We start from the raw sequence: 26843 nt of genomic DNA on the forward strand, positions 1-26843 counted from the left end.
GTGGTGGAGGGTCTGTCTCACCGTGTTTCACGTGAAACATCGCCTCCGGGGTGCCCCCCAGGGTACCGGCCGCCCGGACCGCCCCTCCCCTGCATTACGGCCCCCGTGCCCGCCCCCGGACGACCGTGCCGTACGCCACTGGCGGGCGGCATCAGTGGCACTGTTCGATCGGCTGTTCTTACAGTGGGGCAATGCGCACTGGTGAGCCCCTGCCGGCAGTGGGGCAGGTCCTCGCCGCCCTCGCCACCGGGTTGTGGCACTGGGACACCTCGATCGGGCAGGTCACGGTGGATGCCGAGGCCGCCCGGCTGCTCGGGCTGCCCGCGGAACCGAGCGTCCTGACCGAGGCCCAGGTCAGAGCCCGGCTGCACCCCGTGGACTGGAACGAGATCACCGGGGTGGTACAGCTCGCGGTCGCCGAGGACACCCTCGCCGAGGTCCGGATCCGGGTCATGGACGAGCGGGGCCGGATCATCCGGATCGTCCGCAGCCGCTCCAAGCCGTCCTTCGACCCGGAGAAACGGGCCTACGAGCTGATCGGGACGCTTCAGGAGGTCACCGAGCCGACCCCGGGCACCCCGGCCGGGCGGCGGGCCGTCACCGGGGACTGGCGGCGTTCGCGGGAGGCGTTCCTGCTGGACGCGGGGCGGGCGCTGGCCGAGGCCCGGTCCACGGCCGAGGTGCTGCGGGTGGCCGCCGGGCTGTCGATGCCGGGGTTCACCCCGGACGGGCTCGCGGTGTTCGGGGTGGAGGCCGACCGGCTGACCATCGTCGGCCACCACGGACAGCAGCCCGGCGACGAGGACCCCTTCTCGCACATGTCCCTGGCCACCGACTATCCGGCCGCCGAGGTCTGCCGCACCGGCCGGGCCGTCTATCTCTCCTCGCCCGAGCAGTACAAGTCCCGCTACCCGGTCACCTGGCCCCTCGCGGCGGGCTTCGGCCGCCAGTCCTGGGCGTTTCTGCCGCTGACGGTCGCCGGGCGGACCATGGGCGCCTGGATGGCGGCCTTCGCCTACCCGGTCGCCTTCAACCCCGACGAGCGGTCCGTGCTGACGACGGTCGCCCGGATGCTGGCCCAGGCGCTGGCCCGCGCCGGGGTCGCCGAGTCCGAGCGGGAGCTGACCGACGGCCTCCAGCGCTCCATGCTGCCCACGCTCGGCCCGAAGATCCCCGGAATGACGGTCGCCGCCCGCTATGTCCCGACCGGCGGCGGCCTCCAGGTCGGCGGCGACTGGTACGACGTGATCCCGCTGCCCGGCGAGGGCCGCCGGTTCGCCCTGGTCATCGGGGACGTCCAGGGCCATGACGTGCGCGCCGCCGGGCTGATGGGCCAGCTCCGCACCGCGCTGCGCGCCTACGCCTCCGAGGGCCACCGCCCGGACGCGGTCCTCTCCCGCGCCTCGCGCTTCCTGCACGGCATCGGCTCCCACCACGACGACTCCGGCGCCGACCCGCGCTTCGCGACCTGCCTCTATGTCGAGGCCGACCCGGCGACCGGCGTCCTGGACATCGCCCGCGCGGGCCACCCCGACCCGGCGATCCGGATGGCGGACGGGACCGTGCTGCGGCGGGCCACCTCGGGCGGGCTGCCGCTGGGCATCGACCCCGACGCCGACTATCCGACGACCACCTTCGCGCTCCAGCCCGGGGAGACGCTGGCGCTGTGCACGGACGGGCTGATCGAGACCGGCGGCCATGACCTGGACACCGGCTGGCAGCGGATCCGGGCGACCCTGGAGGAGCACACCGGCGATCTGGAGACCCTCGCCGACGCCCTGGTCCAGGCGGTGCACGGGCCGTCCTCGCACCACACCACCGGCCCGCTGGCCGACCGCCGCGAGGACGACATCGCCGTCCTGCTCCTGCACCGGCAGAGCGACGCCCCGGGGCTCGGCGGTCCGGCGGCCGTCCTCACCCCGGTCCGGCGGACCATGCTGACGGTCGCGCAGGCCGAGCCGGAGCGGATCGCGGTGGCCCGGCAGCAGCTCCGGGAGCTGCTGCACGACTGGGCGTCGGCGGACCAGGTCGACTCCACCGTCCTGCTGGTCTCCGAGCTGCTGACCAATGTCCTGGTGCACACCGACACCGACGCGCTGCTCGTCGCCGACATCAGCGGGGAGCCCGGTGGGCGGCGGCTGCGGGTGGAGGTCACGGACGCGGGCGAGGACCTGCCCCACAAGCGCCGCCCCGGGGAGCTGGCCTCCTCCGGCCGCGGTCTGATCCTGATCGAGCTGCTGGCGCACGCCTGGGGCGTCGATCCCCGGGGCGAGGGCAAGAGCATCTGGTTCGAACTCCGCGAGGCCGAGGGCACGAACGCCCCCGGGATCACGCCTGCCGCCGACAACCTCCTGGCCCTGGAGCTGGACGAGCTGGACGAGATGGACGAGCTGGACGACTACGGCCTCCCCGACGAGGACGAGGCCGGCTGACCCGGCGACCCAACCGCATGAGCAGGGGCCGCCCCCGTCACGCACCGTGCCCCGGGCGCACGCCAGGTGACCCCGGGTGACGGGTCCGCACCCGTTTCCCTCGTTCCGGGCGTTTGACCCCTCACACACAGCACCCATCCCCTCACCGTCCGTATCGTCGAAGACGCAGCCCGTGAATCGGCGGCCGGATGCCTCGCCGCAGGACCCGGGACGGGCCGGATGCCCCGTCCCCGGACCCGGCGAGGTCCGGAACCTCCACCGCCGTACGCCCCTCACGGGAACCGCCCCGGTCCGGGTCCCTGCCCTCCTGGACCGGGGCGCCCCCACGACGGACCGGTCGCACGGTCCTACGACGCACCCGCCCCCGGCGCGTAGTGGTCGCGCAGTTCGCTGATGACCCCGAAGGCCGCCGCGGTGAGCGGGACGGCGAGCAGCATGCCGAGGATCCCGGCGACCGACGCCCCCGCGGTGATGGCGAGCATCACCACCGCCGGATGCATCTGCACCGTCCGGCTCTGGATGGCCGGCTGGAGGACATGCCCCTCCAGCACCTGGACGGCGAGCACCACCCCGAGCGCCCACAGCGCGATCACGAACCCCCGGTCGGCGAGCGCGACCAGCACCGCGACCGCCCCGGAGATGAAGGCGCCGAGGTAGGGGATGTACGCGCCGACGAAGACCAGCGCGCCCAGCCCCATCGCGCCGGGCACCCGCAGGATCAGCAGCCCGATCGTGATGCACACGGCGTCGATGAAGGCGATCACGGTGGTGCCGCGCATGAAGCCCTCGACGGCCCGGAAGGCGCGCCGGGCCATGGCCTCGATGGTGTCGGCGGTCCCGGGGGGCGACAGGGAGCGCAGCGTCCCGGCGGCCCGGTCGGAGTCGCGCAGGAAGAAGAAGACCAGCAGCAGCGCCAGCACGGCCAGGGCGATGGTCTCGCCCACCACGCTGACCCCGCTGATCACCCCGGAGGCCGCGGTGCCGCCGAATTTGCTGAGCAGATCGCGGGAGTTGGTCGCGAGGTCGTTGAGCGAGGTGCCGGCCGCGCCGAAGTGCTGGGCGAGCGAGGTGGCGGCCTGTTTGAGGGAGGAGATGATCTGGTCGCCGGAGTCGATCAGCGCGGCGACGACGATATAGACCGCGCCGCCGACGACGGCGACCACGGCGACGCAGGTGAGGGCGGCGGCCAGCGACCGGTTGACACGGGCCCCGACCAGCCGCCGGTGGAAGGGGCGCAGCAGCGCCGTGCCGAGCAGCGCGAGCAGGACCGGGACGACAGCGGTGCGCAGCACCGAGCAGAGCCGGATCCCGATCCAGGCCACGGCCACCGCCAGCAGGATGACGGCGCACCAGGCGGCGAGGCGGCGTACGGGCTCGGGTAGCAGGCGCATCCCTTCAGCGGATCACGCGGCGGGCGGGCTGTCCTGTCCGGACGGCCCGCCCGGGTGAGTGCCGGGGCTCCGCCGAGAGGGCGCGATGAAGGGCGATGACTGGGCGTCAGCCGGTGATCGGCCGACGGGCCCCTGAACTCCGGAGAGGAGGCGACCGAAGCCCGCGCCGTCTTGGAAGGCGTGAGGAGGACGGCTGCCCGACTGGACGCCGCGGTAGCCCGCTTCATCGCCCACCGGAACGCCTAGGCGGAGCCCCACTGAGGAAAGCGACGGGCCTACGGGTCCGGCCTGGCTACGCGGCTTCGGGAGACCCCGTCGCCATCCGGTAGCGGGAGGCCCATTCCTGGATCTGCACGAGGTGTGCTTCCTGAAGGCCGACGTACGGGTCCGGCTCGACGAGCAGCGTGGGACATCCGCGGGTGGTCCGTTCGGCGGCCCAGGCGTGGTCGAGGTGGGTGAAGTCGTCGTCCACCCAGGCAACCGCTGACCCGCCGAGCCACGGTTCGACGTGGTCACGCTTCCAGAGGTAGCCATTCGGGTGGCTGGTGGTGATCTGAGGGCGGGGGAGGTCGAGATACGGGAACTCCGGCAGTCCGAGGAGCGGGCCGACGATGACGGTGGCGTCCTTGCGCCAGCTCGTGCACCACACGGGGGCGACGAGACCACCGGCAAGGAAGCCAGCGAGCAACGGGCCGTGGGCAGGGTGGAGCCAGATCGATACCGGGTTGTCAGGGTCGCGGCCAGTGGGCAGGACGGTGTGGCGGACGTGGGTGCGTGGGGTGCTGCCGTCGGGCGCCGGGAATGGTACGAGGACGCCGTCGATGTCAAGGAGGAGGTAGGGCAGGGACATGGCTGCCTCCGTCGGTCAGCGTTTCCGGGCGGTGATCAGGAAGGTGGTGGGCCACGGGTCGAGGCGCGGGTGCCGCAGCTCGATGGCCGAGGTGATCCGCATGCCGGTCCGGGAGAGATGGGCGGCCCAGCGGTCGGCGTCGTACTCCCAGCGGGCGATGGGCAGCCGGGTGCGGTCGGGCAGGGTGACGTAGTCCTCGCGGGGGCGGTCGTCCGTCGAAGGATGTCTTCCGGCCCGTGCCGGGTGCGGTACGGAGAAGGCCAGTACACCGCCGGGCACGAGGTGGCGGGAGATAGCGGCGAGCAGGAGCTCAGGGGCGACCAAGCCGACGGCGCCGAAGACCGAGTAGACCGCGTCGAAGGTCTGGCCGGTGGCCTGGAGGTGGTGCAGCGCGTGGCCGGCGGCGAAGGCGGCGCCGTCGATGTGGCCGTAGTGTGAGCGCGCCCGCCGTACCTGGAGGCCCACGAGGTCGACTCCGGTGACGCGGGCCTGGTGGTGCTGGACGAGGTGGGCGACGTTGTGGCCGGGGCCGCAGCCCAGCTCCAGGATGCGCTTGCTGCGCAGGTCCCGGCCGAGGATCTCCGCGCCGGGGCCCAGACCGGGGTGGGTGCTCCACTCCATCCGTGCGGGAGGTGTGAGGGCGTGGGCAGGGGCGGTGGCGAGGCGCTGGGCGGCGTGGGCGTACCAGGGGGAGATCTGGGCGAGCACCTAGACCTCCAGGAGTTGGACCACGTCGCTGAGGTGGCGGCGGACGACGGGGATGTACGCGGGGTCGCTGGTCGGGTCGTTGATCCAGCGGATGGCCTGCTCCATGAACCACTCGACGGCCCACATGCGGTGCCAGCCCAGGGCCCATGCCTCAGCGGTCAGGCCGCCACGGGCGGCGAGGGCGTCCTCGTGCCCGCCTGCGGCGACATACTGCTCCAGGAACGCCCGCAGTCGGACTGGGCTCGGCGCGTCGGTGGTGCCGTGGTACGAGGCGAGATCGATCAGGCCAGGGCCGGTGAAGGCGCGGGCGAGGTCGAGGAGGTGCCAGCCCTCCTCCCCGATGTGGACGCTCGTGGGGTGGAACTCGGAGTGCACCCAGCCGAATGGATCGAGCGTTGCCCCTTGGGTACGGGCCTCGGCTGCTGCGGAGATCTTCCCCAGGGCCGTCTCGATGTCGTCGCAGTCCGTCCACCGGTCGGCCTTTCGAAGCCGCTGGAGGTGTTCGAGGGCCTGGCTCGGCAGGGCCGCGAGTCCCGCGCCGTCCAGGAAGGGCAGGCCGATTGCCGGGCGGGCTGTGTGGAGCGTCACGGCGGCGGCGACGCCGTCGAGGTCGTCGGCGTCCCGTACCGGGGTGCCGAGATCGTCCATGAGCATCCCGAGCCACTTGTCCTGCATGGCGGTGGCATGGAGCTCGGGGACCGGCAGCCCGCGCTGGTGGGCGATCCGCAGGGTGTGGGCCTCGCGGTCGAAGGGCTCCTTGGCGTACTTGAAGACGGCCGTGGTGCCGTCGGGGAAGGTGACGCGTTCGACTCCGGACAGGCCCCAGACGCGGATCTCCGTGCGCTTGGGAAGGGGCTTGCGGATGAGGGCGCACAGGTCGTCCAGCAGGGCGGCGGTCAGGCTCTGGTCCATGGGGCTGTCTCCAGGGGTTGGTGGGCTCCGGGGCGGGCGAACGTGCCTGTCCGCCCCGAAGCCGTACGGGGGTGAGGGCTACTCGGCCGTGGTCACGCGGTGGGCGTAGACCTGCTCGATCCAGCCCGCCTTGAACGCGGCGAGGTCGTCACGGAAGTTGGCCATCGAGGCACCGTAGGGCGCGACGACGCCGCCGGACTGGTCCGGCACGGACTGGCAGCCGTGCACGAGCCGGCCGCCGAGGGCGGCGTGGGCCTTGATGGACTCGACGCGGCGGTGCTCGTTGAACCAGCCGCCGTGGTAGACCTCGTCGAGCATCCCGCCCGTCTCGTCGTCCAGGTCGAAGACGACGGAGGTGGCGGCGGGGAAGAACCAGCATGGGCCGACGTTGGCGATGTGCCCGTCCAGTTCGACCTTGTTGAGCGCCATGAGCGTGGCGGCCTCGCGGAGCATCCGCAGGTGGTCGGCGGTGATCTGCGGGAGGCCGAGGCCGGTGAGGTGCTCGTCGCGGAGGAGGTACGCGTACACCTCGTACGCGGTGGCCAGGACGCGGGCGGCGTCGGAGGTGGACTCTCCGTGGTTCTTGACGAAGTCGAGCGCCAACTGCTCGACCGCACTCTCGGTCGTCTCGTCGACGTCCAGAAGCTGGCCCTTGACCAGCTCCCAGTCAGCGACGAGCCAGGTGTTGGACTCGAAGCGGAAGAAGTACTCGGCCGGGTCGATGGTGATGCGCCGACCGTCCACCTGGATGCCGGGCAAGCGGCTCCAGCGCGGGTCGAAGGCGTCGGGCAGCTCGACCGTGATGGTCGCGGTGTCGATGGTGGTCACCGTGTCTCCGTCTCTGATCGTCCGGGTCAGGGCATAGGAATGCCCGAGCCCGGTAGGGCGTAAGAAACGTGGGGGCCGCCCGGCCCGAGAGTGGGGCGGCTGTCGATAAGTGAACCGCCCGCTACGCAGAGTGGGTACGGTGTGACCGAGCCCAAGCGGTATACGCGGTTTACAGCTCCGGGACGGAGGAACGTGCCAGCGCCGACCGATGCCAACTCCCGCCTGTTCGAGACGATCCAGGCTGCCGGATGCACGTACGAAGCCCTTGCCAAGGACGTCCGCCGCATCGCCGCCGAGAACGGCGAACTCCTCCAGACCAACAAGTCCGCCATCTCCCACTGGGCCAACGGCACCCGCGCGCCCTCAGGTCAGGCCGGCCAGTACCTTGCCGAAGCCCTCTCCCGCCGCCTAGGCCACGTCGTCACCCAGGCCCAGATCGGCCTTCAGCCCCGCGACGCCGAGGCCACCTCGAACGGCGACCCGGTCGAGACAGTCACCGACCTCGGCCGTGCCGACGTCGAACGCCGCCGCTTCCTTGCCATCGCCGCCTTCACAACGGCCGGCGTCGCCATGCCGCTCCTCCACGACCACGAAGCCACCTCCCGGATGCTCCGCGCCCGCACCGGCCGCTCCCTCATCGGAGCCGAGGACATCGACGTCGTACGCCACATCACCGCGGCCTTCAGCGCAGCCGACGAACGCCTCGGCGGCGGCCACGGCCTGACCACCGTCACCGCCTACCTCGCCGACACCGCCGCCCCGATGCTCCGTGGACGCTTCCCCTCGGAGCCGTTACGCCGGGCCGCCTTCGGCGCCGTCGCCGAACTCGCCTACCTCGCCGGGTGGAAACACCACGACCTGGGCCACGAAGGCGCCGCCCAGCGCTACTACCAGGTCGGCTACCAACTCGCCTGCGAAGCCGATCCCCACGGCCACGCCGCCTGGATGATGCGCGCCCTCGCCCACCAGGCCCTGAGCCTCAAACAGCCCCACCACTGCGTCGACCTCGTCGAAGGCGCCCTGCGACGCGGCTTCGGCCACGTTGACGGCCAGACCGAGGCCCTCCTCCACATCACCCACGCCCGCGCCTACGCCGCCACCAACGAGAGCCCGTCGGCCGCACGTGCCCTCCTCGCCGCCGAAGACGCCCTCCTCCGGGACGACGACCACCAGCCCAGCTACTCCCGCGTCAGCGGCCCCGCTGCCGGCACCGTAGCCAGCCACACCGCCCGCACCCTGACCGACCTCGCCGACCACATCGGCACCGAACAGCAGCACCGCGACGCCCTCACCCGCTGGGACCCCGAAAAGTACAAGCGCGTCCACGCCCTCACCCACGCCGACCTCGGCGACAGCCTTGCCGCCCAAACCCGCGCCGACGAAGCCGTCGCCGCCTGGACCCAAGCCCTCGTCCTCATGGAGGGCATGACCTCCGACCGCACCCGCAAGGCGATCACCTCGATCCGGTCCACCCTCGCGGTCTACCAGCGCCGCCGCGTCCCGGGTGCTGCCGATCTCGCCCGCCGCGCGCGCGAGGCCCTCGCCTAACATGCCCAACAACCCGCCCGACGAAGGGAACATCGTGGCCCAACAGACCGACGACCGCTCCCAAGCCCTCAAGCCTGCGCTCGAATCAATGACCTTGCTGGTCGCGGCCGTCATCGTCCACGACAAGGCCACCAACCGCGTCGTCCTCCTCCAGCGCAGCGAGAACGCCAAGTTCGCCCAGGGCCTGTGGGACCTTCCCGTCGGCAAGAGCGAGCCGGGCGAGCCCATCACCGAAACGGCGGTCCGCGAGCTCCACGAGGAAACGGGCCTCACCGTGAAGCCCGAGTCCCTCAATGTCGCCCACATCATCCACGGCGCCTGGGGCGTCGAAGCCCCCAACGGCTTCCTCACGATCGTCTTCGCCGCCCATGAATGGACCGGCGAACCCGAGAACCGCGAACCCCGCAAGCACTCCCAGGTCCGCTGGGTCGATGCCGACGCCATCCCCGGCGCCTTCGTGGACACGACCGCCAGCGCCCTCGACCGCTACCTCACCGACGGTCCACAGGTGTCACTGAACGGATGGACATAGCGAGCGCAGTTCACCGGGCAGGACATGACCACAAACCCGGCCGATTCCGCTCCGCCCAGGCGAGTTCCCTGCGCCTACGCCATCGATGATGTGTCGAGCCCCTCGGCTCGTTGATCATTCTCTTGAGTGCCACCCAGACGGCGAAGTTACTGATTCACTATCAGTCGAACGTGTGGATACAACTGAGGAGGGGAAACCGTGGACCCGACGCTCATTGCCTTGGCCTCCGCCAGCGGTACAGCCGTGGTATCGGCCATGGCGACAGACGGATGGAGCACGCTTCGATCAGGGGTTGTCACTCTGTGGCGACAGTTTCGCCCCGACTCTGCCAGTGAACTGGAACAGGACCTCGACACGACCCGATCGACTCTTCTTTCCACCCCGGCCAGCGAGGTCGAGCAGGTCCGACAGGCTCTTCAGTCCGCATGGCAAGGGCGCATGTTGACGCTTTTCCTGAATGATGCAGCGGCTGCAGCGGAGTTCGAGGCATTCCTGTCGCGGCTAGGGGAGGCCAGCACATCCCCAGCAAACATCAGCTTCCACGCAGAGGCCCACGATCACAGTCAGGTGAACCAAGCAGGCGGAAACCAGTTCATCAGCGGACGATGAGCCCAGGCCATTGGGACGACGAAGACAACGCTCCTTGGCACATGCACGCCGAGGCAGAGGATGAGGGGCGTGTCTACCAAGCGGGCCGCGACCAGCACATCACGGAGTATCACTTTCATGGCGCGGCGCCCGATGCAGATGACTATGGCGATCAAGGGGACGACGGTTGGGAGTACACCGACCAGGGAGGAAGTCCCTGGGACGGGACCTGGGAGACATTACTCAGCGTGCTACTCGCCTTGGTCCCACTCCTTCCGCTCGCGATCGCGGGTGCCAGCACACGCGCCGTATGGACAGACAGGACCGACCCGTCTCATTGGTGGCCCGTGGTCTTCTCCCTCGGAGCTGTCATCGTCGGTGCCACCGGCTTCACCATTCTTCGTGAGCGCCTCTCCTACAGCTCTCACCTGATCGATGCGGTTCCCTGGCTGTACGTACCCGTAAGCGTCGGCATCTTCTTCTACTACGCCATTCGGGACCCCGCTGACGCCCTATTCAAGTTCATCGGAGACCTTGGTCTTGAGATGGCTCGTTGGCTCGGCCCTCTGTGATCCCGTCCCAAGTACGTAATGCTGTCCGCCAGCCTGAGGAGAAACCAGCGATGAAGGCCGAGGGCCAACCCGGCAACGAACACTCCCGCTGGCAGATGCATGCCCACGCTGAGGACGAAGGGCACGTGTATCAGGCTGGCCGCGATCAGCACGTGACAGTGCACGTTCACGGTGCGCGATCACCGTCCGAGTCGACTGGGAGCCTACGCAATGCCCTTGCACCGCTCTATGTACTACTTGGGCTCATAGGGACTGGGGTTTTCACAGTCGGTAGCCTCTCAGCCTGCCTGGCGTTCTGGGGGTCCGGTCTCAGCAGCCTGTTCTTCCAGTCCTGCGGGTTCGCCGTCGCAGGACTGGCACTGACGATGACTGTGGAACGGATATTCACAGGCCACTGGCACAGGTGGTCACGCAGCCGCCGACGAGCATCACGACGGTAGAGCGCGGACGGCCCCGCCCGGACCGAACCCGTCCACATGCGGCTCCAGCGAGCCCTACAAACCGCCCTCCGTCATCCCGTGCACGGCCGGGATGGTGCCCAGCCGGCCCTTCTGGAAGTCCTCGAACGCCTGCTGGAGTTCGTCACGGGTGTTCATGACGAAGGGTCCGTAGTGCGCCATGGGCTCCCGGATCGGCTGCCCGCCGAGGAGGACGACCTCCAGGTCGGGGGTGTTCCCGTCCTGCTTCTCGTCCGCGCGGACGGTGAGCGAGGAGCCCTCGCCGAAGACCGCGGTCTGGCCGAGCTTGACCGGGCGCCGCTCGGCGCCGACCGTGCCGCGCCCGGCGAGGACGTAGGCGAGCCCGTTGAAGTCCTCGCGCCAGGGCAGGGTGATCTCCGCGCCCGGCGCCAGCGTGGCGTGGATCATGGTGATCGGGGTGTGGGTGATGCCGGGGCCCGCGTGTCCGTCCAGCTCACCGGCGATGACGCGGAGCAGCGCGCCGCCGTCGGGGGAGGTGAGGAGCTGGACCTGGCCCCCGCGGATGTCCTGGTAGCGCGGCGCCATCATCTTGTCCTTGGCGGGGAGGTTCACCCAGAGCTGGAGGCCGTGGAAGAGACCGCCGGACACGACGAGGTGCTCCGGCGGGGCCTCGATGTGCAGCAGGCCAGAGCCCGCCGTCATCCACTGGGTGTCGCCGTTGGTGATGGTGCCGCCGCCGCCCTGGCTGTCCTGGTGGTCGAAGATGCCGTCGATGATGTAGGTGACGGTCTCGAAGCCGCGGTGGGGGTGCCAGGGGGTGCCCTTGGGCTCGCCCGGCGCGTACTCCACCTCGCCCATCTGGTCCATCATGATGAACGGGTCGAGGTGGCGGTAGTTGATCCCGGCGAAGGCACGACGCACCGGGAAGCCCTCGCCCTCGAAGCCACCGGGCGCGGTGGTGACGGCGAGCACGGGTCGGGCCACGGCGTCGGCGGAAGCGGCCACTCGGGGCAGCGTCAGCGGGTTCTCGACGGTTACAGCGGGCATGTCGGTACCTCCTTGTGTACGCGCTCACTTTAGTTGATGGTTGAACTTTCTGCCACCTGTAACGGAGGGAGCCCGGAGGGCATTCCCTCCGGGCTCCGAAAACAGTCGCGGACCGCGACGAGACGGTGACGGTCGGCTCAGCCGTACATCCGCCGCATCGCGAAGTCGACCATCTGTTCGACCGCCTTGGCGTCGAAGACCATCCGGTGCTCGCCCTCCATGTCCAGGACGAAGCCGTAGCCGGTCGGCAGCAGATCGATCACCTCCGAACCGGTGATCACGAAGTACTTGGACTCCTTGCCCGCGTACCGGCGCAGCTCCTTCAGCGAGGAGAACATCGGGATCACCGGCTGCTGGGTGTTGTGCAGGGCGAGGAAGCCGGGGTTGTCGCCGCGCGGGCAGTACACCTTCGAGGTGGCGAAGACCTGCTGGAAGTCCTCGGCCGGCATCTGCCCGGTGGTGAACGCGCGCACCGCGTCGGCGAGCGAGGGCGGGGACGGCTCCGGATACAGCGGCTGCTGCTGCCCGTAGCCCCCGACGCCGCCGGGCATCTGCTGCGGCTGGGCGTACTGCGCGCCACCGTTGTCCATCGGCTGCCCGTATCCGTACATGCGCGCAAGCGTACCGAGCGGGCGCGGGCCGGGGGCCCGAAGGACCCCGCTCACCGGTGGCCGGGTGGGGGTTGCATCTTATTACCGGCGGGTAGCATCATCGTAGTCAGCACTGGATATGTGAACGGGGCGCGAGGAGTGAGTGCCTCGCCGATCTCTACGGAGCCATCGCCATGGGGCACTACAAGTCGAATCTCCGCGACATCGAGTTCAACCTCTTCGAAGTACTGGGACGCGACAAGCTGTACGGCACCGGCCCGTTCGAGGAGATGGACACCGACACCGCGAAGAGCGTTCTCTCGGAGCTGACCCGGCTCGCGGAGAACGAACTGGCCGCGTCGTTCGCCGACGCCGACCGCAACCCGCCCGTCTTCGACCCCGAGACCGGCACCGCACCCGTGCCGGACTCCTTCAAGAAGAGCTACCGGGCGTTCATGGACTCGGAGTACTGGCGTCTCGGCCTGCCCGAGGGGATCGGCGGCACCACCGCCCCGCCCTCGCTGATCTGGTCGTACGCGGAGCTGATCCTCGGGGCCAACCCGGCGATCTGGATGTACTCCTCCGGCCCGGCGTTCGCCCGCATCCTCTTCGAGGAGGGCACCGAGGAGCAGCGCAGGGCCGCCTCGATCGCCGTCGAGCGGACCTGGGGCTCCACGATGGTGCTGACCGAGCCGGACGCCGGTTCCGACGTGGGCGCCGGGCGCACCCGGGCGGTCCGGCAGGAGGACGGCTCCTGGCACATCGAGGGCGTGAAGCGCTTCATCACCTCCGGCGAGCACGACCTGGAGGAGAACATCCTCCACTACGTCCTGGCCCGCCCCGAGGGCGCCGGACCCGGCACCAAGGGCCTGTCCCTGTTCCTCGTCCCGAAGTTCCTCTTCGACGTCGAGACCGGCGAGCTGGGCGAGCGCAACGGCGTGTACGCGACGAACGTCGAGCACAAGATGGGCCTCAAGGCGTCCAACACCTGCGAGCTGACCTTCGGCGACCGCCACCCCGCCAAGGGCTGGCTGATCGGCGACCGGCACGACGGCATCCGGCAGATGTTCCGGATCATCGAGTTCGCCCGGATGATGGTCGGCACCAAGGCGATCTCCACCCTCTCCACCGGCTACCTCAACGCCCTGGAGTACGCCAAGGAGCGCGTCCAGGGCCCCGACCTGGCGAACTTCATGGACAAGTCCGCGCCCAAGGTCACCATCACCCACCACCCCGACGTCCGCCGCTCCCTCATGACGCAGAAGGCGTACGCGGAGGGCATGCGCGCCCTGGTGCTGCACACCGCGTCCGTGCAGGACGCCATCCTGGCCAAGGAGGCGTCCGGCGAGGACGCGTCCGCCGAGCACGCGCTGAACGACCTGCTGCTCCCGATCGTCAAGGGCTACGGCTCCGAGAAGGGCTACGAGCAGCTCGCCCAGTCGCTCCAGACCCTCGGCGGCTCCGGATTCCTCCAGGAGTACCCGATCGAGCAGTACATCCGCGACGCCAAGATCGACACCCTGTACGAGGGGACGACGGCGATCCAGGGGCAGGACTTCTTCTTCCGGAAGATCGTCCGCAACCAGGGCGCGGCACTGAACTCGCTGGCCGAGGAGATCAGGACGTTCCTGGCGCTGGGCACCGGCGGCGCGGAGCTGGCCGGGGCGCGCGAGCACCTGGCGAAGGCGGCCGTCGAGCTGGAGGCGATCGTCGGTCTGATGCTGACCGACCTCGCGGCCACCGAGCAGGACGTCAAGAACATCTACAAGGTGGGCCTGAACACCACCCGGCTGCTGCTCGCCTCCGGCGATGTGATCGTCGGCTATCTGCTGCTGCGCGGCGCGGCCGTCGCCGCCGAGAAGCTGCCGACGGCGTCCGCGAAGGACGTGCCCTTCTACACCGGCAAGATCGCGGCGGCGAAGTTCTTCGCGGCGAACGTCCTGCCGGGTGTCACCCTGGCCCGCAAGATCTCCGAGACGGTGGACCTGGACCTGATGGAGCTGGACGAGGCCGCGTTCTGACCCCGGCCGCCCCCTGAACCCGCCTACCGGCCGGTCTCCACACCGTCCTCACCGGGGCCCGCTCCCACCCAGGGAAGCGGGCCCCGGTACGTCGTTAAGGTGAACCCATGAGCGAACCCGTCCGCCTCGACCGCGGCCACACCGAAGACCTGATGTCGTTCCTGGCGGCCGGGCCGTCGCCGTACCACGCCGTCGCGGCCGTCGCCGAGCGGCTGGAGAAGGCCGGGTTCCGGCAGGTCGCGGAGACCGACGCCTGGGACGCGGGCACGGGCGGGCGCTATGTGCTGCGCGGCGGCGCGATCATCGCCTGGTACGTACCGGAGGGGGCGGCACCGCACACCCCGTTCCGGATCGTGGGCGCGCACACCGACTCCCCCAATCTGCGGGTCAAGCCGCTGCCCGACACCGGGGGGCACGGCTGGCGGCAGATCGCGGTGGAGATCTACGGCGGCCCGCTGATGAACTCCTGGCTGGACCGGGACCTCGGTATCGCCGGCCGCCTCACCCTCCGGGACGGCACGGCACGGCTGGTCACCGTGGACCGCCCGCTGCTGCGCGTCCCGCAGCTCGCGATCCATCTGGACCGCTCGGTGTCGTCCGAGGGCCTCAAACTGGACAAGCAGCGCCATCTCCAGCCGGTGTGGGGGCTCGGCAACGACGTCCGGGACGGCGATCTGATCGCGTTCCTGGAGCAGGAGGCCGGGCTCGCGGCGGGCTCGGTCGCCGGGTGGGACCTGATGACGCACCCCGTCGAGCCGCCCGCGCTGCTGGGCCGGGACCAGGAGCTGGTCGTGGGCCCGCGCATGGACAACCTCCTGTCCGTGCACGCCGCGACGGCGGCCCTGACCGCGGTCGCCGCCTGCGGCGAGGCCCTCCCCCACATCCCCGTGATCGCCGCCTTCGACCACGAGGAGAACGGCTCCCAGTCCGACACCGGCGCCGACGGCCCGCTGCTCGGCAGCGTCCTGGAGCGGTCGGTACTCGCCCGGGGCGGCACCTGGGAGGACCGCGCCCGCGCCTTCGCCGGAACGATCTGCCTCTCCTCCGACACCGGCCACGCCGTCCACCCCAACTACGCCGAGCGCCACGACCCGACCCACCACCCCCGGGTCAACGGCGGCCCGATCCTCAAGGTCAACGTCAACAACCGCTACGCGACGGACGGTTCGGGCCGGGCGGTGTTCGCGGCGGCCTGCGAGAAGGCAGGCGTCCCCTTCCAGTCCTTCGTCTCCCACAACTCCATGCCCTGCGGCACCACGATCGGCCCCATCACCGCCGCCCGCCACGGCATCCGCACGGTCGACATCGGCGTGGCGATCCTGTCGATGCACAGCGCCCGCGAGCTGTGCGGGGTGGATGATCCGCACATGCTGGGGAATGCGCTGATCGCGTTTCTGGAGGGCTGACGCACAGCGGCACCGTACGACGCCCAGACGCCCGGCCATCGGGCCGCTCTACGGGGCGGGCTCCTCGTCCAGCCCCGCCAGCACCAGCGCCAGTCGTCCCGCTCCCCCCGCCACCAGCCGCACCGGCACCCCCCAGTCCTGCTGGTGGACATGGCAGGCCGGGTAGGGGTTGGCCGGGTCGTCGTCGCAGGACGCGGCCATCGCGGCGATGTGCAGCACGCCCTCGGGGACATCCGGGTTCAGACGCAGGGCGCGGGTGAGGTCGGTGTCCGCGCCCTCGCCCTTCAGGAGCAGCTCGGGCGGGGTCGAGGAGACCAGGAGCCGGGTGGAGGGGCCGTACCGGGTGTCGAGTTTCTGGCCGGCCGGGGCCTGGAAGATCACGTCGAGGCGGAGGGCGCCGGGCGCCACGTCCGTCGCCTCGCGGGCGGTGCGGTGGGCGACCGGGGCGACGCGCACCGCCTCCTCCGGCAGGCGCAGCCGGGTCAGCCGGTGGCGGGCGGACTCGACGACCAGGAGGTCCTCCCCGGCCAGCACCGCGTCGCTGGGCTCCCGCAGATCGGTGGCGAGGGTGGTGACCTCGCCGGTGGCGGGGTCGTAGCGGCGCAGGGCGTGGTTGTAGGTGTCGGCGACGGCCACCGAGCCGTCGGGCAGGGCGGTCACGCCCAGCGGGTGCTGGAAGAGGGCCCGGTCGGCGGGGCCGTCGCGGTGGCCGAAGTCGAACAGGCCGGTGCCGACGGCGGTGTGGACGGAGCCGTCGGGGTCCACCCAGCGCAGGGCGCTGGTCTCGGCGTCGGCCAGCCAGAGGCGGTCCGGGGTGGCCGCGAGCCCGGACGGCTGGGCGAACCACGCCTCCGTGCCGGGCCCGTCGACCAGCCCCTCGTTGGTGGTCCCGGCGGTGACCGCCACCGCCCCCGCGTCCGGGTCGTACGCCCACAACTGGTGCACGCCCGCCATCGCGATCCACACCCGGCCCTGCCACCAGGCCACGTCCCAGGGCGAGGAGAGGCTGACCTCGCGGGCCGGACCGGAGACGGCGTCGCCCTGCATCCACTGGGCGCCGGTCCCCGCCAGGGTCGTCGTCGCCCCGGTCGCCGGGTCGAAGCGGCGCAGCGCGTGATTGACGGTGTCGGCGACGACGACCGTGCCGTCCGGGAGCAGGGCCAGCCCCTGCGGCTCCTGGAAGCGGGCGCGGTCGGCGGGGCCGTCGGCCAGGCCGCGCGTGCCCTCGCCGATCCGGCGCAGCACGCTCTCCCCGTCCGCCGCCAGCTCCACGAGCTGATGCCGGGTCGTGTCGCTGACCAGGAACGTTCCGCCGGGCAGCGGCAGCGCCTTGCCGGGGAACCGCAGCACCGTCGGCTCCGGCTCGGGGGCGATGTACGGGCCGTCGCCGCGCCGCAGGGTGCCCTTGGCGGCGTGCTCGGTCTCCAGCTCCGCGACCAGCCGCTCAATGGCGTGCACATGCCCCTCACCGGCGTGCTGGGCGACGATGTACCCCTCCGGGTCGATCACCACCAGCGTCGGCCAGGCCCGCACCGCGTACTGCTTCCAGGTCGCGAGCCGCGGGTCGTCCAGCACCGGGTGCGCGACGCCGTACCGCTCGACGGCGTCCACCACGGCCGCGTGATCCGCCTCGTGCACGAACTTCGGCGAGTGCACCCCGATCACCACGACCGTGTCCGGGTGCTTCTCCTCCAGCTCCCGCAGTTCGTCCAGGACATGCAGGCAGTTGATGCAGCAGAACGTCCAGAAATCCAGGATGACGATACGTCCGCGCAGGTCGGCGAGGGTGTAGGCGGTACCGCCGGTGTTCAGCCAGCCGCCGTCGCCGAGCAGCTCGGGCGCCCTGACCCGCGCCCTGCGGTGGGGAGTGGGGGCGGGGGTGGGCTCCGGGGCGGCTTCGTCGTTCATCCTTCAAGCTTGCCATTCGGGTGTGAACGCAGGGTCACGGCGGTGGACGGAGGCCGCGGGGGAACCCGTTCCGCATGAGATTCCTCGTACGCGAGCGGCTGCTCGGTATCGGCGACGACTACTGGATCGAGGACGACCGGGGCCACAGGGCGTTCCTGGTCGACGGGAAGGCGCTGCGGCTGCGGGACACGTTCGAGCTGAAGGATCCGCAGGGGCGGGTACTGATCGACATCCGGCAGAAGATGTTCGCGCTGCGGGACACCATGGTCATCGAGCGCGACGGCGAGCCCCTCGCCCGCATCCGCCGCAAACGCCTCTCCCTGCTCCGCAACCACTACCGGGTCGCCCTCACCGACGGCACCGAACTCGACGTCAGCGGCAAGATCCTCGACCGCGAGTTCGCCATCGAGTACGACGGTGAGCTGCTCGCCGTCGTCTCCCGCCGCTTTCTGCACGTCCGGGAGACCTACGGGGTGGACGTGGTCCGGGAGGACGCCGATCCGGCGCTGCTGATCGCGGTGACGGTGTGCGTCATCCAGTTGGCGGACAGGGAGCGGGGGTGAGGGGGGTGGGGGGAGTGGGGGGCGGGGGCAGGGGGCGCTCAGGACAAGGCGGCCGGGGGCGGTCAGTCCGGGGGCCGGATCCCCAGGACCCGGTCCTTCAGTGCCGGGAACTGCTCGCGGGTGCGGGCCACCTGCGCCGGGTCGAACTCCACCCGGAGCACCTCCTCCCCCGTTCCGGCCTCCGCTAGGACCTCCCCCCACGGGCCGACCACGATCGAGTGACCGGCCTGGGGAACTCCGGCGTGCGTCCCGGCCGTTCCACACGCGAGGACGAACGCCTGGTTCTCCACCGCCCGTGCCCGGGCCAGCAGCGTCCAGTGCCCCCGCCGCCGCTCCGGCCAGCCCGCCGGGATCACCAGGGTCTCGGCCCCGGCGTCCACCAGCCCGCGGAACAGCTCAGGAAAACGGAGGTCGTAGCAGGTGGCCACCCCGATCACGGTCTCCGGCAGCCGTACGGTCACCAGCTCCCGCCCGGCCCCCATCAGCACGGCCTCGCCCTTGTCGAACCCGAAGCGGTGGATCTTGCGGTAGGCCGCCGCTCGCTCACCGGAGGGGGAGAGGACGAGCGAGGTGTTGTAGAGGGTGCCGTCGGGGGCCCGCTCGGGGATCGACCCCGCGTGCAGCCACACCCCCGCGTCCGCCGCCGCCCGTGCCATCGCCTCGTGCGTCGGCCCGGTCAGCGGCTCGGCCGCCCGGCCGAACTCCTCGAAGGCGAACGCCCCGATGGTCCACAGCTCCGGCAGCACCACCAGGTCGGCGGCCCCCGCCTCCGCTCTGACCAGCGCGGCGACCCGTTCCCTACGCGAATCGACCGATTCGCCCTCGTCTATTGCGATCTGGAGGAGAGAGGCGCGCACACTACCACCGTCCTGGCATTCGAGCCGTCCACACGGGCCTACGATCGTCACACGAAAGCACTGCCGGGCTGCCTCCCAGCAGCGTAACTTGGGGGTCCTCCCCGGTTCGAGCCCAGCGAAGGACCGACGGAGACCGCGACACCGAGACGCCGCCGACAGCCACCTCCCACCGGCAATGCCGCCACCACCTGCCCGTGACACGACCGCCGAGGGGTCCCGTTCCGTGAGTCTGCATCCCACCCTCCAGCCCTACGCCGACGCCTGGACGCACTCCATCGACGCGATATCCGAGCTGGTGCAGCCGCTCGTGGAGGCCGACTGGAACCGCCGGACCCCCTGCCCCGGCTGGTCCGTCCGGGACGTCGTGTCCCATGTCATCGGCCTGAACAACGAGATGCTGGGTGACCCGCGGCCGATCCACACCCTGCCGCGCGACCTCTTCCATGTCACCAACGACCACCAGCGTTACATGGAGATGCAGGTCGACGTCCGCCGCCACCACACCTCCCCGGAGATGACGGCCGAACTGGAGTACACCGTCATCCGCCGCAACCGCCAGTTGCGCAACGAGTCCCGCGACCCCGGCACCAAGGTGCGCGGCCCGCTCGGCGCGGAACTGACGCTGGAGGAGTCGATGCGCGAGCACGCCTTCGCCATGTGGGTGCACGAGCAGGATCTGCGGACCGCCCTCGGTGTCCCCGGCAATCTCGACTCCCCTGGCGCCCAGGTCGCCCGGGACGTGCTGCTCGACGCGCTGCCCGAGATCGTCGCCGGGAAGGCGGACGCCCCGCGCAGCTCGGCGATCGTCTTCGATGTGAGCGGCCCGATCGAGTTCCTGCGCACGATCCGGGTCGACATCCAGGGCCGGGGCACCCTGGAGACCGCGCCCGCGCTCGGCCCCGCCGCCACGCTCGGCCTCGACTGGGAGACCTATGTCCGGCTGGCCTGCGGCCGGATCACGGTGGAGTCGGTCGCCGACCGGCTGAAGCTGGAGGGCGACCCGAAGCTGACGGCGGCGATCCTGAAGCACTTCACGGTGACGAAGTAGGCTCCGCCCGACGCCGGACAGCCGGACAGCCGGTCCGGGGATGGAGGACGAGGCGAGGTCCGGCGTTCGAGGACGAGGCGAGGCTCGCGCGCGGGCCGCAGCGGAGGTCTGGGGGCAGCAGCCCCCAGAACCGCAACCCCTGCGTCCAACCCCTGCGTCCAACCCCTGTGTCTAGACCGGCACATGCACCGACGACACCCGGCTCGCGACCAGCCGTTCACGCTCGATCCGTGCCACCCGCCCCCGCAGCCGCAGCATCTGGCTCACCCCCAGCGCCTGGAGCACGAACACCGCGGAGAACGCGATGCCGTAGTTCCCGCCGGAGGCGTCGAGCAGCATCCCGACCGCGAAGAGCGTCGTCATCGAGGCGACGAAACCGCCCATGTTGGTGATGCCGGAGGCGGTCCCCTGACGTTCGGGCGGATTCGCCGGGCGGGAGAAGTCGAAGCCGATCATCGACGCCGGTCCGCAGGCCCCGAGCACCGCGCACAGGGTGATCAGCAGCCACAGCGGGGCATGCGCGCCGGGCCAGACCAGGGTGACGGCCCACAGGACGGCCGTCGCGCCGACCGTGCCGAGGGCGAGCGGCAGCCGGGCGCCGTGGTGCCGGGCGACGATCTGGCCGTAGACCAGGCCGACCGCCATGTTGGAGAGCACGACCAGGGTGAGCAGGGCGCCCGCCGAGCCGCGGCTCAGCCCCTGCGTCTCCACCAGGAACGGCAGCCCCCACAGCAGCAGGAAGATCATCGCCGGGAACTGGGAGGTGAAGTGCACCCACAGACCCAGCCGGGTGCCGGGCTCCCGCCAGGACGCGGCGATCTGACGGCGGACGTAGGCGGCGCCCAGATGCGGGGCGGGCTCGGGGTCGTGGCCCTCGGGGTGGTCCTTGAGGAAGAGCAGCAGGAGCACCAGGACGACGACTCCGGCGACCGCGCTGCCGGCGAACGCGGCGGTCCAGCCGATGCCGTCCAGCAGCGGGGCGAGGGCGAGGGTGGACACCAGGTTGCCGGCCATGCCGACCAGTCCGGCGAGTTGCGCTATCAGGGGCCCGCGGCGGGCGGGGAACCAGCGGCTGCCGAGCCGCAGCACGCTGATGAAGGTCATGGCGTCGCCGCAGCCGAGCAGGGCGCGGGAGGCGAGGGCCGTGCCGTAGGAGGGGGAGAGGGCGAAGCCGAGCTGTCCGGCGGTGAACAGGACGGCGCCGATGGCCAGCACCTTCTTGGTGCCGAGCCGGTCGACCAGCAGACCGACGGGTATCTGCATCCCGGCGTAGACCAGGAGCTGGAGTATGGAGAAGGTGGACAGCGCCGAGGCGTTGACGTCGAACCGGTCGGCGGCGTCGAGCCCGGCCACCCCCAGCGACGTACGGAAGATGACGGCGACGAAGTACACCGCGACGCCCGTGCACCAGACGGCGACGGCCCGGCGCCCGCCAGGGGGGTCACCGGGCAGGAAGCCGCTGCCGGACGAGGAGATGCCGCTGCCGCCGGAGGAACCGGGGCCGCCCTTGGCCCGACCGGAGCCCGAGCCACCCCCTGCCGGACCGGAGCCCGGCTCCCCCTCCGCTGGACCGGAGTCCGCGCTCACCGCACCTCACCCCGCGCGAGGTGGGAGAACCAGCCGACGTGCCGGTGGACCACCGCGACGGCCGCCTCGGCGTCGCCGGAGCGCAGCGCGTCCAGTATCTCGGCGTGCTCGGTGAGGGTCTTGGCGATCCGGTCGGGGTGGGAGTGCATGACGGCGACGCCCATCCGCAACTGCCGGTCGCGCAGTTGGTCGTAGAGCCGGGACAGGATCTCGTTGCCGCCGCTGCGGACGATCTCGGCGTGGAAGCAGCGGTCGGTGACGGCGGCGGCGGTGAAGTCCCCGGCCTCGGCCTGCGCCCGCTGCCGTTCGAGGAGTGCGGCGAGCCGCTCGATGAGCCCCGGCGGGGCGGGGACGGCCTTGCGGGCGGCGTGCTCCTCGACCAGCAGCCGGGTCTCCACCACATCCGCGATCTCCTGCGCGGAGACCGGCAGCACCAGGGCGCCCTTCTTGGGGTAGAGCTTGATCAGCCCTTCGGCCTCCAGCCGGAGCAGCGCCTCGCGCACCGGGGTGCGGGACACCCCGACGGCCTCGGCCAGTTCGCCCTCGGTGAGCAGGGCGCCGCCCTCGTAGCGCCGCGCGAGGACGCCGTCCTTCACATGGGCGTACACCCGTTCCGCGGCGGGCGGTTGCTTGATCCGGCGCGGCGGGGCCTTCTCCTGGTGTGCGTGGTCTTCCCGGTGTTCCGGGTGCTCCCGGGGTTCCTGGTGCGCTTCGGGCGCGGTGGTGACGGAGGAGGACGGCATGCCGACAGGATAGATACAACACGTACGCATCAAGGAGCCCCCGTCCAGCATGCGGACCGCGCCCCGCCCCGCCACAGTTCGGCCGCCGACGCCCGATGCGCCGAGATTTCTTCATCCGGCGCGCAACCGTTCGCCCTTCTCACGAGTCACACACGTGCGGCCCTTTTCCTTCCCCTTTCCCTCAAGGCCGCATAACAGGGGAATTCAACTTCATCGGGGTATCTCACTTGAAAACCGGCATTCAGGGCACCCGGCTCCGCCGAGCCGCCGCGGTCAGCGTGACCTCCGGCGCGATGCTCGCAGCCGCCGCCTTCTCCGCGGCTCCCGCGCAAGCCGTCACCAAGCCCTCGATCGTGGCCAAGGGCGGCTACGTGATGAACAACGCGAACAGCAAGACGCTCTACACCAAGGCCGCCGACACCAAGGCCGCCACGGGTTCCACGACGAAGATCATGACCGCCAAGGTGGTCCTCGCCCAGCCGAATCTGAACCTGGACGCCAAGGTGACGATCCAGAAGGCGTACAGCGACTACATCGTCTCCAAGAACGCCTCCTCGGCCCGGCTGATCGTCGGCGACAAGGTGACCGTGCGTCAGCTCCTCTACGGGCTGATGCTGCCCTCCGGCTGCGACGCGGCGTACGCGCTCGCCGACAAGTTCGGCAGCGGCTCGACCCGGGCGGCCCGGGTGAAGTCGTTCATCGGCAAGATGAACACCACGGCCAAGCAGCTCGGCATGACCAACACCAAGTTCGACTCGTTCGACGGCATCAGCAACGGCTCGAACTACTCCACGCCGCGCGATCTGACCAAGCTCGCCAGCAATGTGATGAAGAGCAGCACCTTCCGCACGGTCGTGAAGACCAAGTCCACCAAGCAGCGGGTGACCACGAAGAGCGGCGGCTACCGCGACTACACGTGGACCAACACCAACACCCTGCTCAGCAACTACAGCGGCACGATCGGGGTCAAGACCGGCTCCGGCACCCAGGCGAAGTACTGCCTGGTCTTCGCCGCGACCCGCAACGGCAAGACCGTCATCGGCACGGTCCTGACCTCCACGTCCGCCGCACAGCGCGAGTCGGACGCGAAGAAGCTGCTCAACTACGGCTTCGCGGTGCTCTGACCCCGGACGGCGACAGCGGTCGGGGGCGCGTGACCGTACGCGGTACGGGGGCGGGGCGCGGTACGGGGGCGCGGTACGGGGATCCGTCGCCGGTGCGACGGATCCCCGACGCCCGCACCAACCCCGCGCCCCCACCCCGGAAAATACGATTGTCGACCGACCTGCCCCACCTCTAGCGTCGGATCCGACGGCGTGTAGCTCAGCAGCAGAGCACCGGGCTCTACACCCGGAGGGCGCGGGGGCGGAACCCGCCACGCCGGCTATGAACGAGACCGACGCGACCGACGAGAACACCACGACCGCCGCCGCCGCCGAGGCCAACCCCGGATACGGCTACGGCCAACTGGCCAGGGCCCTGCGGACCGCCCGGACCCACCCCGACCCCGCCACCCGGCAGCGCGCCGAGGCGAAGGGCCGCGCCTGGCGGTCGGTCCTGGCCGGCATGGCGAACGGCAAGCTGCTCATCGGCTCCCGCACCCCGGTCAGCGGCCTGCCCGCCTGGGTCACCCCCCAGGTGGTGCGCGGCGGCTTCGCCACCGGGGAACCGAGCGCGGGCGGCCCCCTCCAGCCGTACGAGACCCGGGCGGCGGCACGGGCGGGGATACCGGCGGAGCGCGGGGCGCTGTTCACGCACTTCCTGACCGAGGCCGGGCTCACCGAACTGGGCGCGCTGCTGGACAGCGGGCACTACGAGGTGGCCGTACCGGAGGAGGGGGCGCTGCTGACGGTGGCGTGGCTGGCGCGGGCGGGCCGGACGGACGCGGCGCTGGACCTGGTGGCGGAGCTGGCCCCGTTCGCTCAGCGGCTCCGTTTCACCCCCCGCCCCGCACAGCGCCCGGCGCCGGATGCCGCGACCGTGCACCGGTCCACGGCGGGGGAGGCGTCCCGGGCGCTGGCGGCGCGGCGGCCCAGTACGGCGGTGGAGACCCAGCGCGAGGCGCTCGCCGTATGGGCGCCGTTCGGTGACGAACTGCTCGCGCACTGGCTGGAGACCGCCGAGGACGGCGAGGTGCTGGCCCGCCGTCCGGACGCGGACTGGCAGCGGCGGGCCGCGCTGCTGCTGGCCCGCTACCGCGACCTGGCGGCCCGTCACCCGCACTGCGCCAAGCACCGCAGGCGCGGCGAGAACCTGTGGATTCTGCGGACGGCGCTGGAGAAGGCGGCCGAGGGGCGCCGGGTGCCGCCCAGGGAGCTGGGCCTGCTGCGGGCCGCCGTCCCGGCGATGGTGCGCCGCCGGGGCCTGCCGGGCTCTGCGCAGCACACCGCCCTGCGCCGCGACCAGGCGGCCCAGGCGTCACTGCCGTCCCACCACGACCTGGCGGCACTGCTGGTCGAGCGGCTCGCGGCGCTCCCGGCGGAGGCGGGCATCGCGGACCCGGCGGCGCTGCTCACCCCGGTGACCGCCCCGGAGGCGGCGGCGACCGGACTGCCGCCCGCCACCGCCGTCCCGGCGGCGCTGCGGCGCCCGGTGGAGTCGGCGCTGAGCGCGCCGCTGGAGGTGCTGGTGGAGCGGGGGATGGTGCCGTCGGCGGAGGCGCTGGCGGAACTGGTCCCGCAGTTGGTCGCGGCGACCACGGCACAGGCGTACCCGGACCCGGCGCTGCGCACCCTGTCCGCCGCCACATACCGCGCCTTCCGCAACCGCCGCTCCCTGCTGCTGCTCAACCTGGAACGCCAGGTGCGGGTGGAGGAACTGCCGTGGGTGGGCGCGGTAGCGCCGGAACGGACGGGACCGCGCTCGGGCACGCCCGGGTCTCCCCCGGAGACAGCCCTCCGCCGCCTCACCACCCTGGCCGTCACCGCCTTCCCCGGCACGATCCTCCCGAACCCGCTGATCCGCGAACTGTCGGTCCTGGCGCGCGAGTCCGACCTCGGCGCCCCGCTGACGGAGGAGCTGGCGGCGGACATCTTCATGGGCACGTTCAGCCCGAAGTTCATGGTGGCGGCACGGATCGCGGCGGAACACCTCCGGGGCACCCTCTACGAGCGCTACTACGCGATCGACTACGGGTCCCTGCGCAACTCCGCGATCGAGGAGGCGGCGACACTCACCCGGTCCGGGCGGGCGACGACGTCCCCCGCGTTCGCGGACCTGTGCCGCGCCAGGGCGGAGGCGACGAGGGGCGGCGCCCTCGGCACCCTCCACACCGCGCCCCCCGGGCACCCCCGCACCCCCTTCGCCTCCCGCTCGGTGGCGGCCAACGGAAAGATCATCGAGCAGGCGCAGATCCTCACGACCCACAACCTGGCCGTCCTGACCGCCCGCGCGGGCGCCACCCCGCCCGGCGACTGGGCCGACCTGGCCCACCGCGCCTTCCTCCACGTCTGCCGGCTGGCGTCCCGCCTGCCCGGCAGCCCGCGCCCCCTCCCCACCATCAAGGACACGGCGTACGCCTGGCGCCAGATGCTCTACTTCCTCTCCCTCGCCACCCCGTCCGAGCAGACCAGGACCCTGGACCTCCTCTGGGAAGCCTCGGTCTACCGCGCCCCCCATCTGACCCCGGCCCTCACGGGCCTGGACCGCACCCTGAACGGCGGCACCCCCGACGGGGGCGGGGGGCGGAGCCTGGTGGGGTGGAGCACGGAGGGGCACTGGCTGGGCAAGGCGGCGGCGCGGTGACCTCCGGAACGGACCCGACCCGCGACGCCTGGGAGTCGGCCGCCGTACGGCTCCTGGACGATGTGTACACCTTCGTGGCGACCGGCCCGAGAACACCGGCGGACTGGCGGAGCGACGCGCTCACCGTCCTGAACCGCCGGACCGAGGACCCGCGCGGCTGGCGGACCCTCGACTGGGACACGCACGAGGAGGGCCGTACGTCCTTCCCGTTCCGCCCGCTCTCCCCCGACACGCTGGCCGACCACCTGCGGGAAACGACGAGGGAGCACGCGACCCGACTGCTGGAGATCATGGCCGCCGAATGGGAGTCGTACCCGCCCCGGACCCCGGAAACGGCCACCCGCAGAGCCGCAGACGCCCACCTCCTCCTGGCCCGCTACGGAGACGAGGCCACTTACCACACCAACGTCACCAAACTCGGCGACCGCGTCTCCGGTTGGTGGCCCTTCACCGACTACACAGGCGACTTCGGTTTCATCGTCGTCTCCCCGGAGGAGGTAGGCGTCTTCTGGGCCTTCGACGCCCGCTGACGACACCGCTGGGCCTCTG

At 71.3% G+C, this 26843-nt stretch carries 23 protein-coding genes; 12 read left to right on the forward strand and 11 right to left on the reverse strand.

Annotation, left to right across the window (positions count from 1 at the left end; all coding sequences use genetic code 11):
• Positions 1–191: 191 nt before the first annotated feature.
• Entirely contained in the window at positions 192–2432 is a 2241-nt protein-coding gene (locus AB0O01_RS24870; protein ID WP_365316620.1) for a SpoIIE family protein phosphatase, read from the forward strand.
• A gap of 347 nt (positions 2433–2779) precedes the next feature.
• Here the strand turns inward: AB0O01_RS24870 and AB0O01_RS24875 are convergent, their stop codons facing one another.
• The 5 genes from AB0O01_RS24875 to AB0O01_RS24895 all read right to left on the reverse strand — a co-directional run bounded on the left by AB0O01_RS24875 (position 2780) and on the right by AB0O01_RS24895 (position 7121).
• The gene (locus tag AB0O01_RS24875; RefSeq protein WP_365316622.1) at positions 2780–3823 is read right to left on the reverse strand and encodes an AI-2E family transporter; all 1044 of its coding nucleotides are present in this window, start codon (positions 3821–3823) and stop codon (positions 2780–2782) included.
• Between the two features lie 292 nt (positions 3824–4115).
• Positions 4116–4673, reverse strand: a complete 558-nt coding sequence (locus tag AB0O01_RS24880; protein WP_365316624.1) for an HAD domain-containing protein — start codon at positions 4671–4673, stop codon at positions 4116–4118.
• Between the two features lie 15 nt (positions 4674–4688).
• Positions 4689–5381 carry a class I SAM-dependent methyltransferase gene (locus AB0O01_RS24885; protein ID WP_365316626.1) on the reverse strand — a complete coding sequence of 231 codons (693 nt, stop codon included), beginning with the start codon at positions 5379–5381 and terminating at the stop codon, positions 4689–4691.
• Positions 5382–6293 (reverse strand): aminoglycoside phosphotransferase family protein, encoded by a 912-nt coding sequence (locus AB0O01_RS24890; RefSeq protein ID WP_365316628.1) that lies wholly within the window; start codon positions 6291–6293, stop codon positions 5382–5384.
• A 78-nt stretch (positions 6294–6371) separates the two neighbouring features.
• Positions 6372–7121 carry a hypothetical protein gene (locus AB0O01_RS24895; protein ID WP_365316629.1) on the reverse strand — a complete coding sequence of 250 codons (750 nt, stop codon included), beginning with the start codon at positions 7119–7121 and terminating at the stop codon, positions 6372–6374.
• A 192-nt stretch (positions 7122–7313) separates the two neighbouring features.
• Between AB0O01_RS24895 and AB0O01_RS24900 the strand changes: the two genes are divergently transcribed.
• From AB0O01_RS24900 to AB0O01_RS24915, 4 genes are all read left to right on the forward strand, one after another.
• Positions 7314–8669, forward strand: a complete 1356-nt coding sequence (locus AB0O01_RS24900; RefSeq protein ID WP_365316630.1) for a tetratricopeptide repeat protein — start codon at positions 7314–7316, stop codon at positions 8667–8669.
• Between the two features lies 1 nt (position 8670).
• Positions 8671–9201 (forward strand): NUDIX domain-containing protein, encoded by a 531-nt coding sequence (locus tag AB0O01_RS24905; RefSeq protein ID WP_365316632.1) that lies wholly within the window; start codon positions 8671–8673, stop codon positions 9199–9201.
• Positions 9202–9399: 198 nt separating this feature from the next.
• The gene (locus tag AB0O01_RS24910; RefSeq protein ID WP_365316634.1) at positions 9400–9810 is read left to right on the forward strand and encodes a hypothetical protein; all 411 of its coding nucleotides are present in this window, start codon (positions 9400–9402) and stop codon (positions 9808–9810) included.
• A 41-nt stretch (positions 9811–9851) separates the two neighbouring features.
• Positions 9852–10361 (forward strand): hypothetical protein, encoded by a 510-nt coding sequence (locus tag AB0O01_RS24915; protein WP_365316635.1) that lies wholly within the window; start codon positions 9852–9854, stop codon positions 10359–10361.
• A 494-nt stretch (positions 10362–10855) separates the two neighbouring features.
• On the opposite strand, the gene AB0O01_RS24920 is transcribed toward AB0O01_RS24915, so the two are convergent.
• Together AB0O01_RS24920 and AB0O01_RS24925 are read right to left on the reverse strand one after the other, a co-directional pair.
• Complete coding sequence (locus AB0O01_RS24920) at positions 10856–11827, reverse strand: pirin family protein (RefSeq protein ID WP_365316637.1); 972 nt, start codon at positions 11825–11827, stop codon at positions 10856–10858.
• Between the two features lie 137 nt (positions 11828–11964).
• Positions 11965–12438 carry an SseB family protein gene (locus AB0O01_RS24925; protein WP_365316639.1) on the reverse strand — a complete coding sequence of 158 codons (474 nt, stop codon included), beginning with the start codon at positions 12436–12438 and terminating at the stop codon, positions 11965–11967.
• A gap of 173 nt (positions 12439–12611) precedes the next feature.
• Here AB0O01_RS24925 and AB0O01_RS24930 point away from each other — a divergent pair, with 173 nt between their 5' ends.
• Both AB0O01_RS24930 and AB0O01_RS24935 read left to right on the forward strand, forming a co-directional pair.
• On the forward strand, positions 12612–14438 hold the full coding sequence (locus tag AB0O01_RS24930; RefSeq protein WP_365316641.1) for an acyl-CoA dehydrogenase: 1827 nt from the start codon (positions 12612–12614) through the stop codon (positions 14436–14438).
• Positions 14439–14545: 107 nt separating this feature from the next.
• Positions 14546–15844: a M18 family aminopeptidase gene (locus AB0O01_RS24935; RefSeq protein WP_365316643.1), complete on the forward strand. Its 1299-nt coding sequence runs from the start codon at positions 14546–14548 to the stop codon at positions 15842–15844.
• Positions 15845–15892: 48 nt separating this feature from the next.
• Here AB0O01_RS24935 and AB0O01_RS24940 read toward each other — a convergent pair whose 3' ends face one another.
• On the reverse strand, positions 15893–17752 hold the full coding sequence (locus tag AB0O01_RS24940) for an NHL domain-containing thioredoxin family protein (protein WP_365316645.1): 1860 nt from the start codon (positions 17750–17752) through the stop codon (positions 15893–15895).
• A gap of 74 nt (positions 17753–17826) precedes the next feature.
• Between AB0O01_RS24940 and AB0O01_RS24945 the strand changes: the two genes are divergently transcribed.
• Positions 17827–18315, forward strand: a complete 489-nt coding sequence (locus tag AB0O01_RS24945) for an LURP-one-related family protein (RefSeq protein WP_365316646.1) — start codon at positions 17827–17829, stop codon at positions 18313–18315.
• 62 nt (positions 18316–18377) lie between these two features.
• Here the strand turns inward: AB0O01_RS24945 and AB0O01_RS24950 are convergent, their stop codons facing one another.
• A complete protein-coding gene (locus tag AB0O01_RS24950; RefSeq protein ID WP_365316648.1) occupies positions 18378–19172 on the reverse strand; it encodes a carbon-nitrogen family hydrolase in 795 nt (264 codons plus the stop codon).
• A gap of 223 nt (positions 19173–19395) precedes the next feature.
• Between AB0O01_RS24950 and AB0O01_RS24955 the strand changes: the two genes are divergently transcribed.
• The gene (locus tag AB0O01_RS24955) at positions 19396–20220 is read left to right on the forward strand and encodes a maleylpyruvate isomerase family mycothiol-dependent enzyme (protein ID WP_365316650.1); all 825 of its coding nucleotides are present in this window, start codon (positions 19396–19398) and stop codon (positions 20218–20220) included.
• A 171-nt stretch (positions 20221–20391) separates the two neighbouring features.
• Here AB0O01_RS24955 and AB0O01_RS24960 read toward each other — a convergent pair whose 3' ends face one another.
• Positions 20392–21672 carry an MFS transporter gene (locus AB0O01_RS24960; RefSeq protein WP_365316881.1) on the reverse strand — a complete coding sequence of 427 codons (1281 nt, stop codon included), beginning with the start codon at positions 21670–21672 and terminating at the stop codon, positions 20392–20394.
• Between the two features lie 131 nt (positions 21673–21803).
• On the reverse strand, positions 21804–22550 hold the full coding sequence (locus tag AB0O01_RS24965; RefSeq protein WP_365316652.1) for a GntR family transcriptional regulator: 747 nt from the start codon (positions 22548–22550) through the stop codon (positions 21804–21806).
• A gap of 227 nt (positions 22551–22777) precedes the next feature.
• Between AB0O01_RS24965 and AB0O01_RS24970 the strand changes: the two genes are divergently transcribed.
• The 3 genes from AB0O01_RS24970 to AB0O01_RS24980 all read left to right on the forward strand — a co-directional run bounded on the left by AB0O01_RS24970 (position 22778) and on the right by AB0O01_RS24980 (position 26824).
• Positions 22778–23674, forward strand: coding sequence for a D-alanyl-D-alanine carboxypeptidase (locus tag AB0O01_RS24970; RefSeq protein WP_365316655.1), 897 nt, complete (start codon positions 22778–22780; stop codon positions 23672–23674).
• Between the two features lie 262 nt (positions 23675–23936).
• On the forward strand, positions 23937–26294 hold the full coding sequence (locus tag AB0O01_RS24975; RefSeq protein ID WP_365316657.1) for a hypothetical protein: 2358 nt from the start codon (positions 23937–23939) through the stop codon (positions 26292–26294).
• Positions 26291–26824, forward strand: coding sequence for a hypothetical protein (locus tag AB0O01_RS24980; protein WP_365316659.1), 534 nt, complete (start codon positions 26291–26293; stop codon positions 26822–26824). The genes AB0O01_RS24975 and AB0O01_RS24980 overlap by 4 nt, the downstream gene beginning before the upstream one ends.
• Positions 26825–26843: the final 19 nt, after the last annotated feature.

This window comes from Streptomyces sp. NPDC093252, assembly GCF_040683675.1.
Classification (GTDB): Bacteria; Actinomycetota; Actinomycetes; order Streptomycetales; family Streptomycetaceae; genus Streptomyces.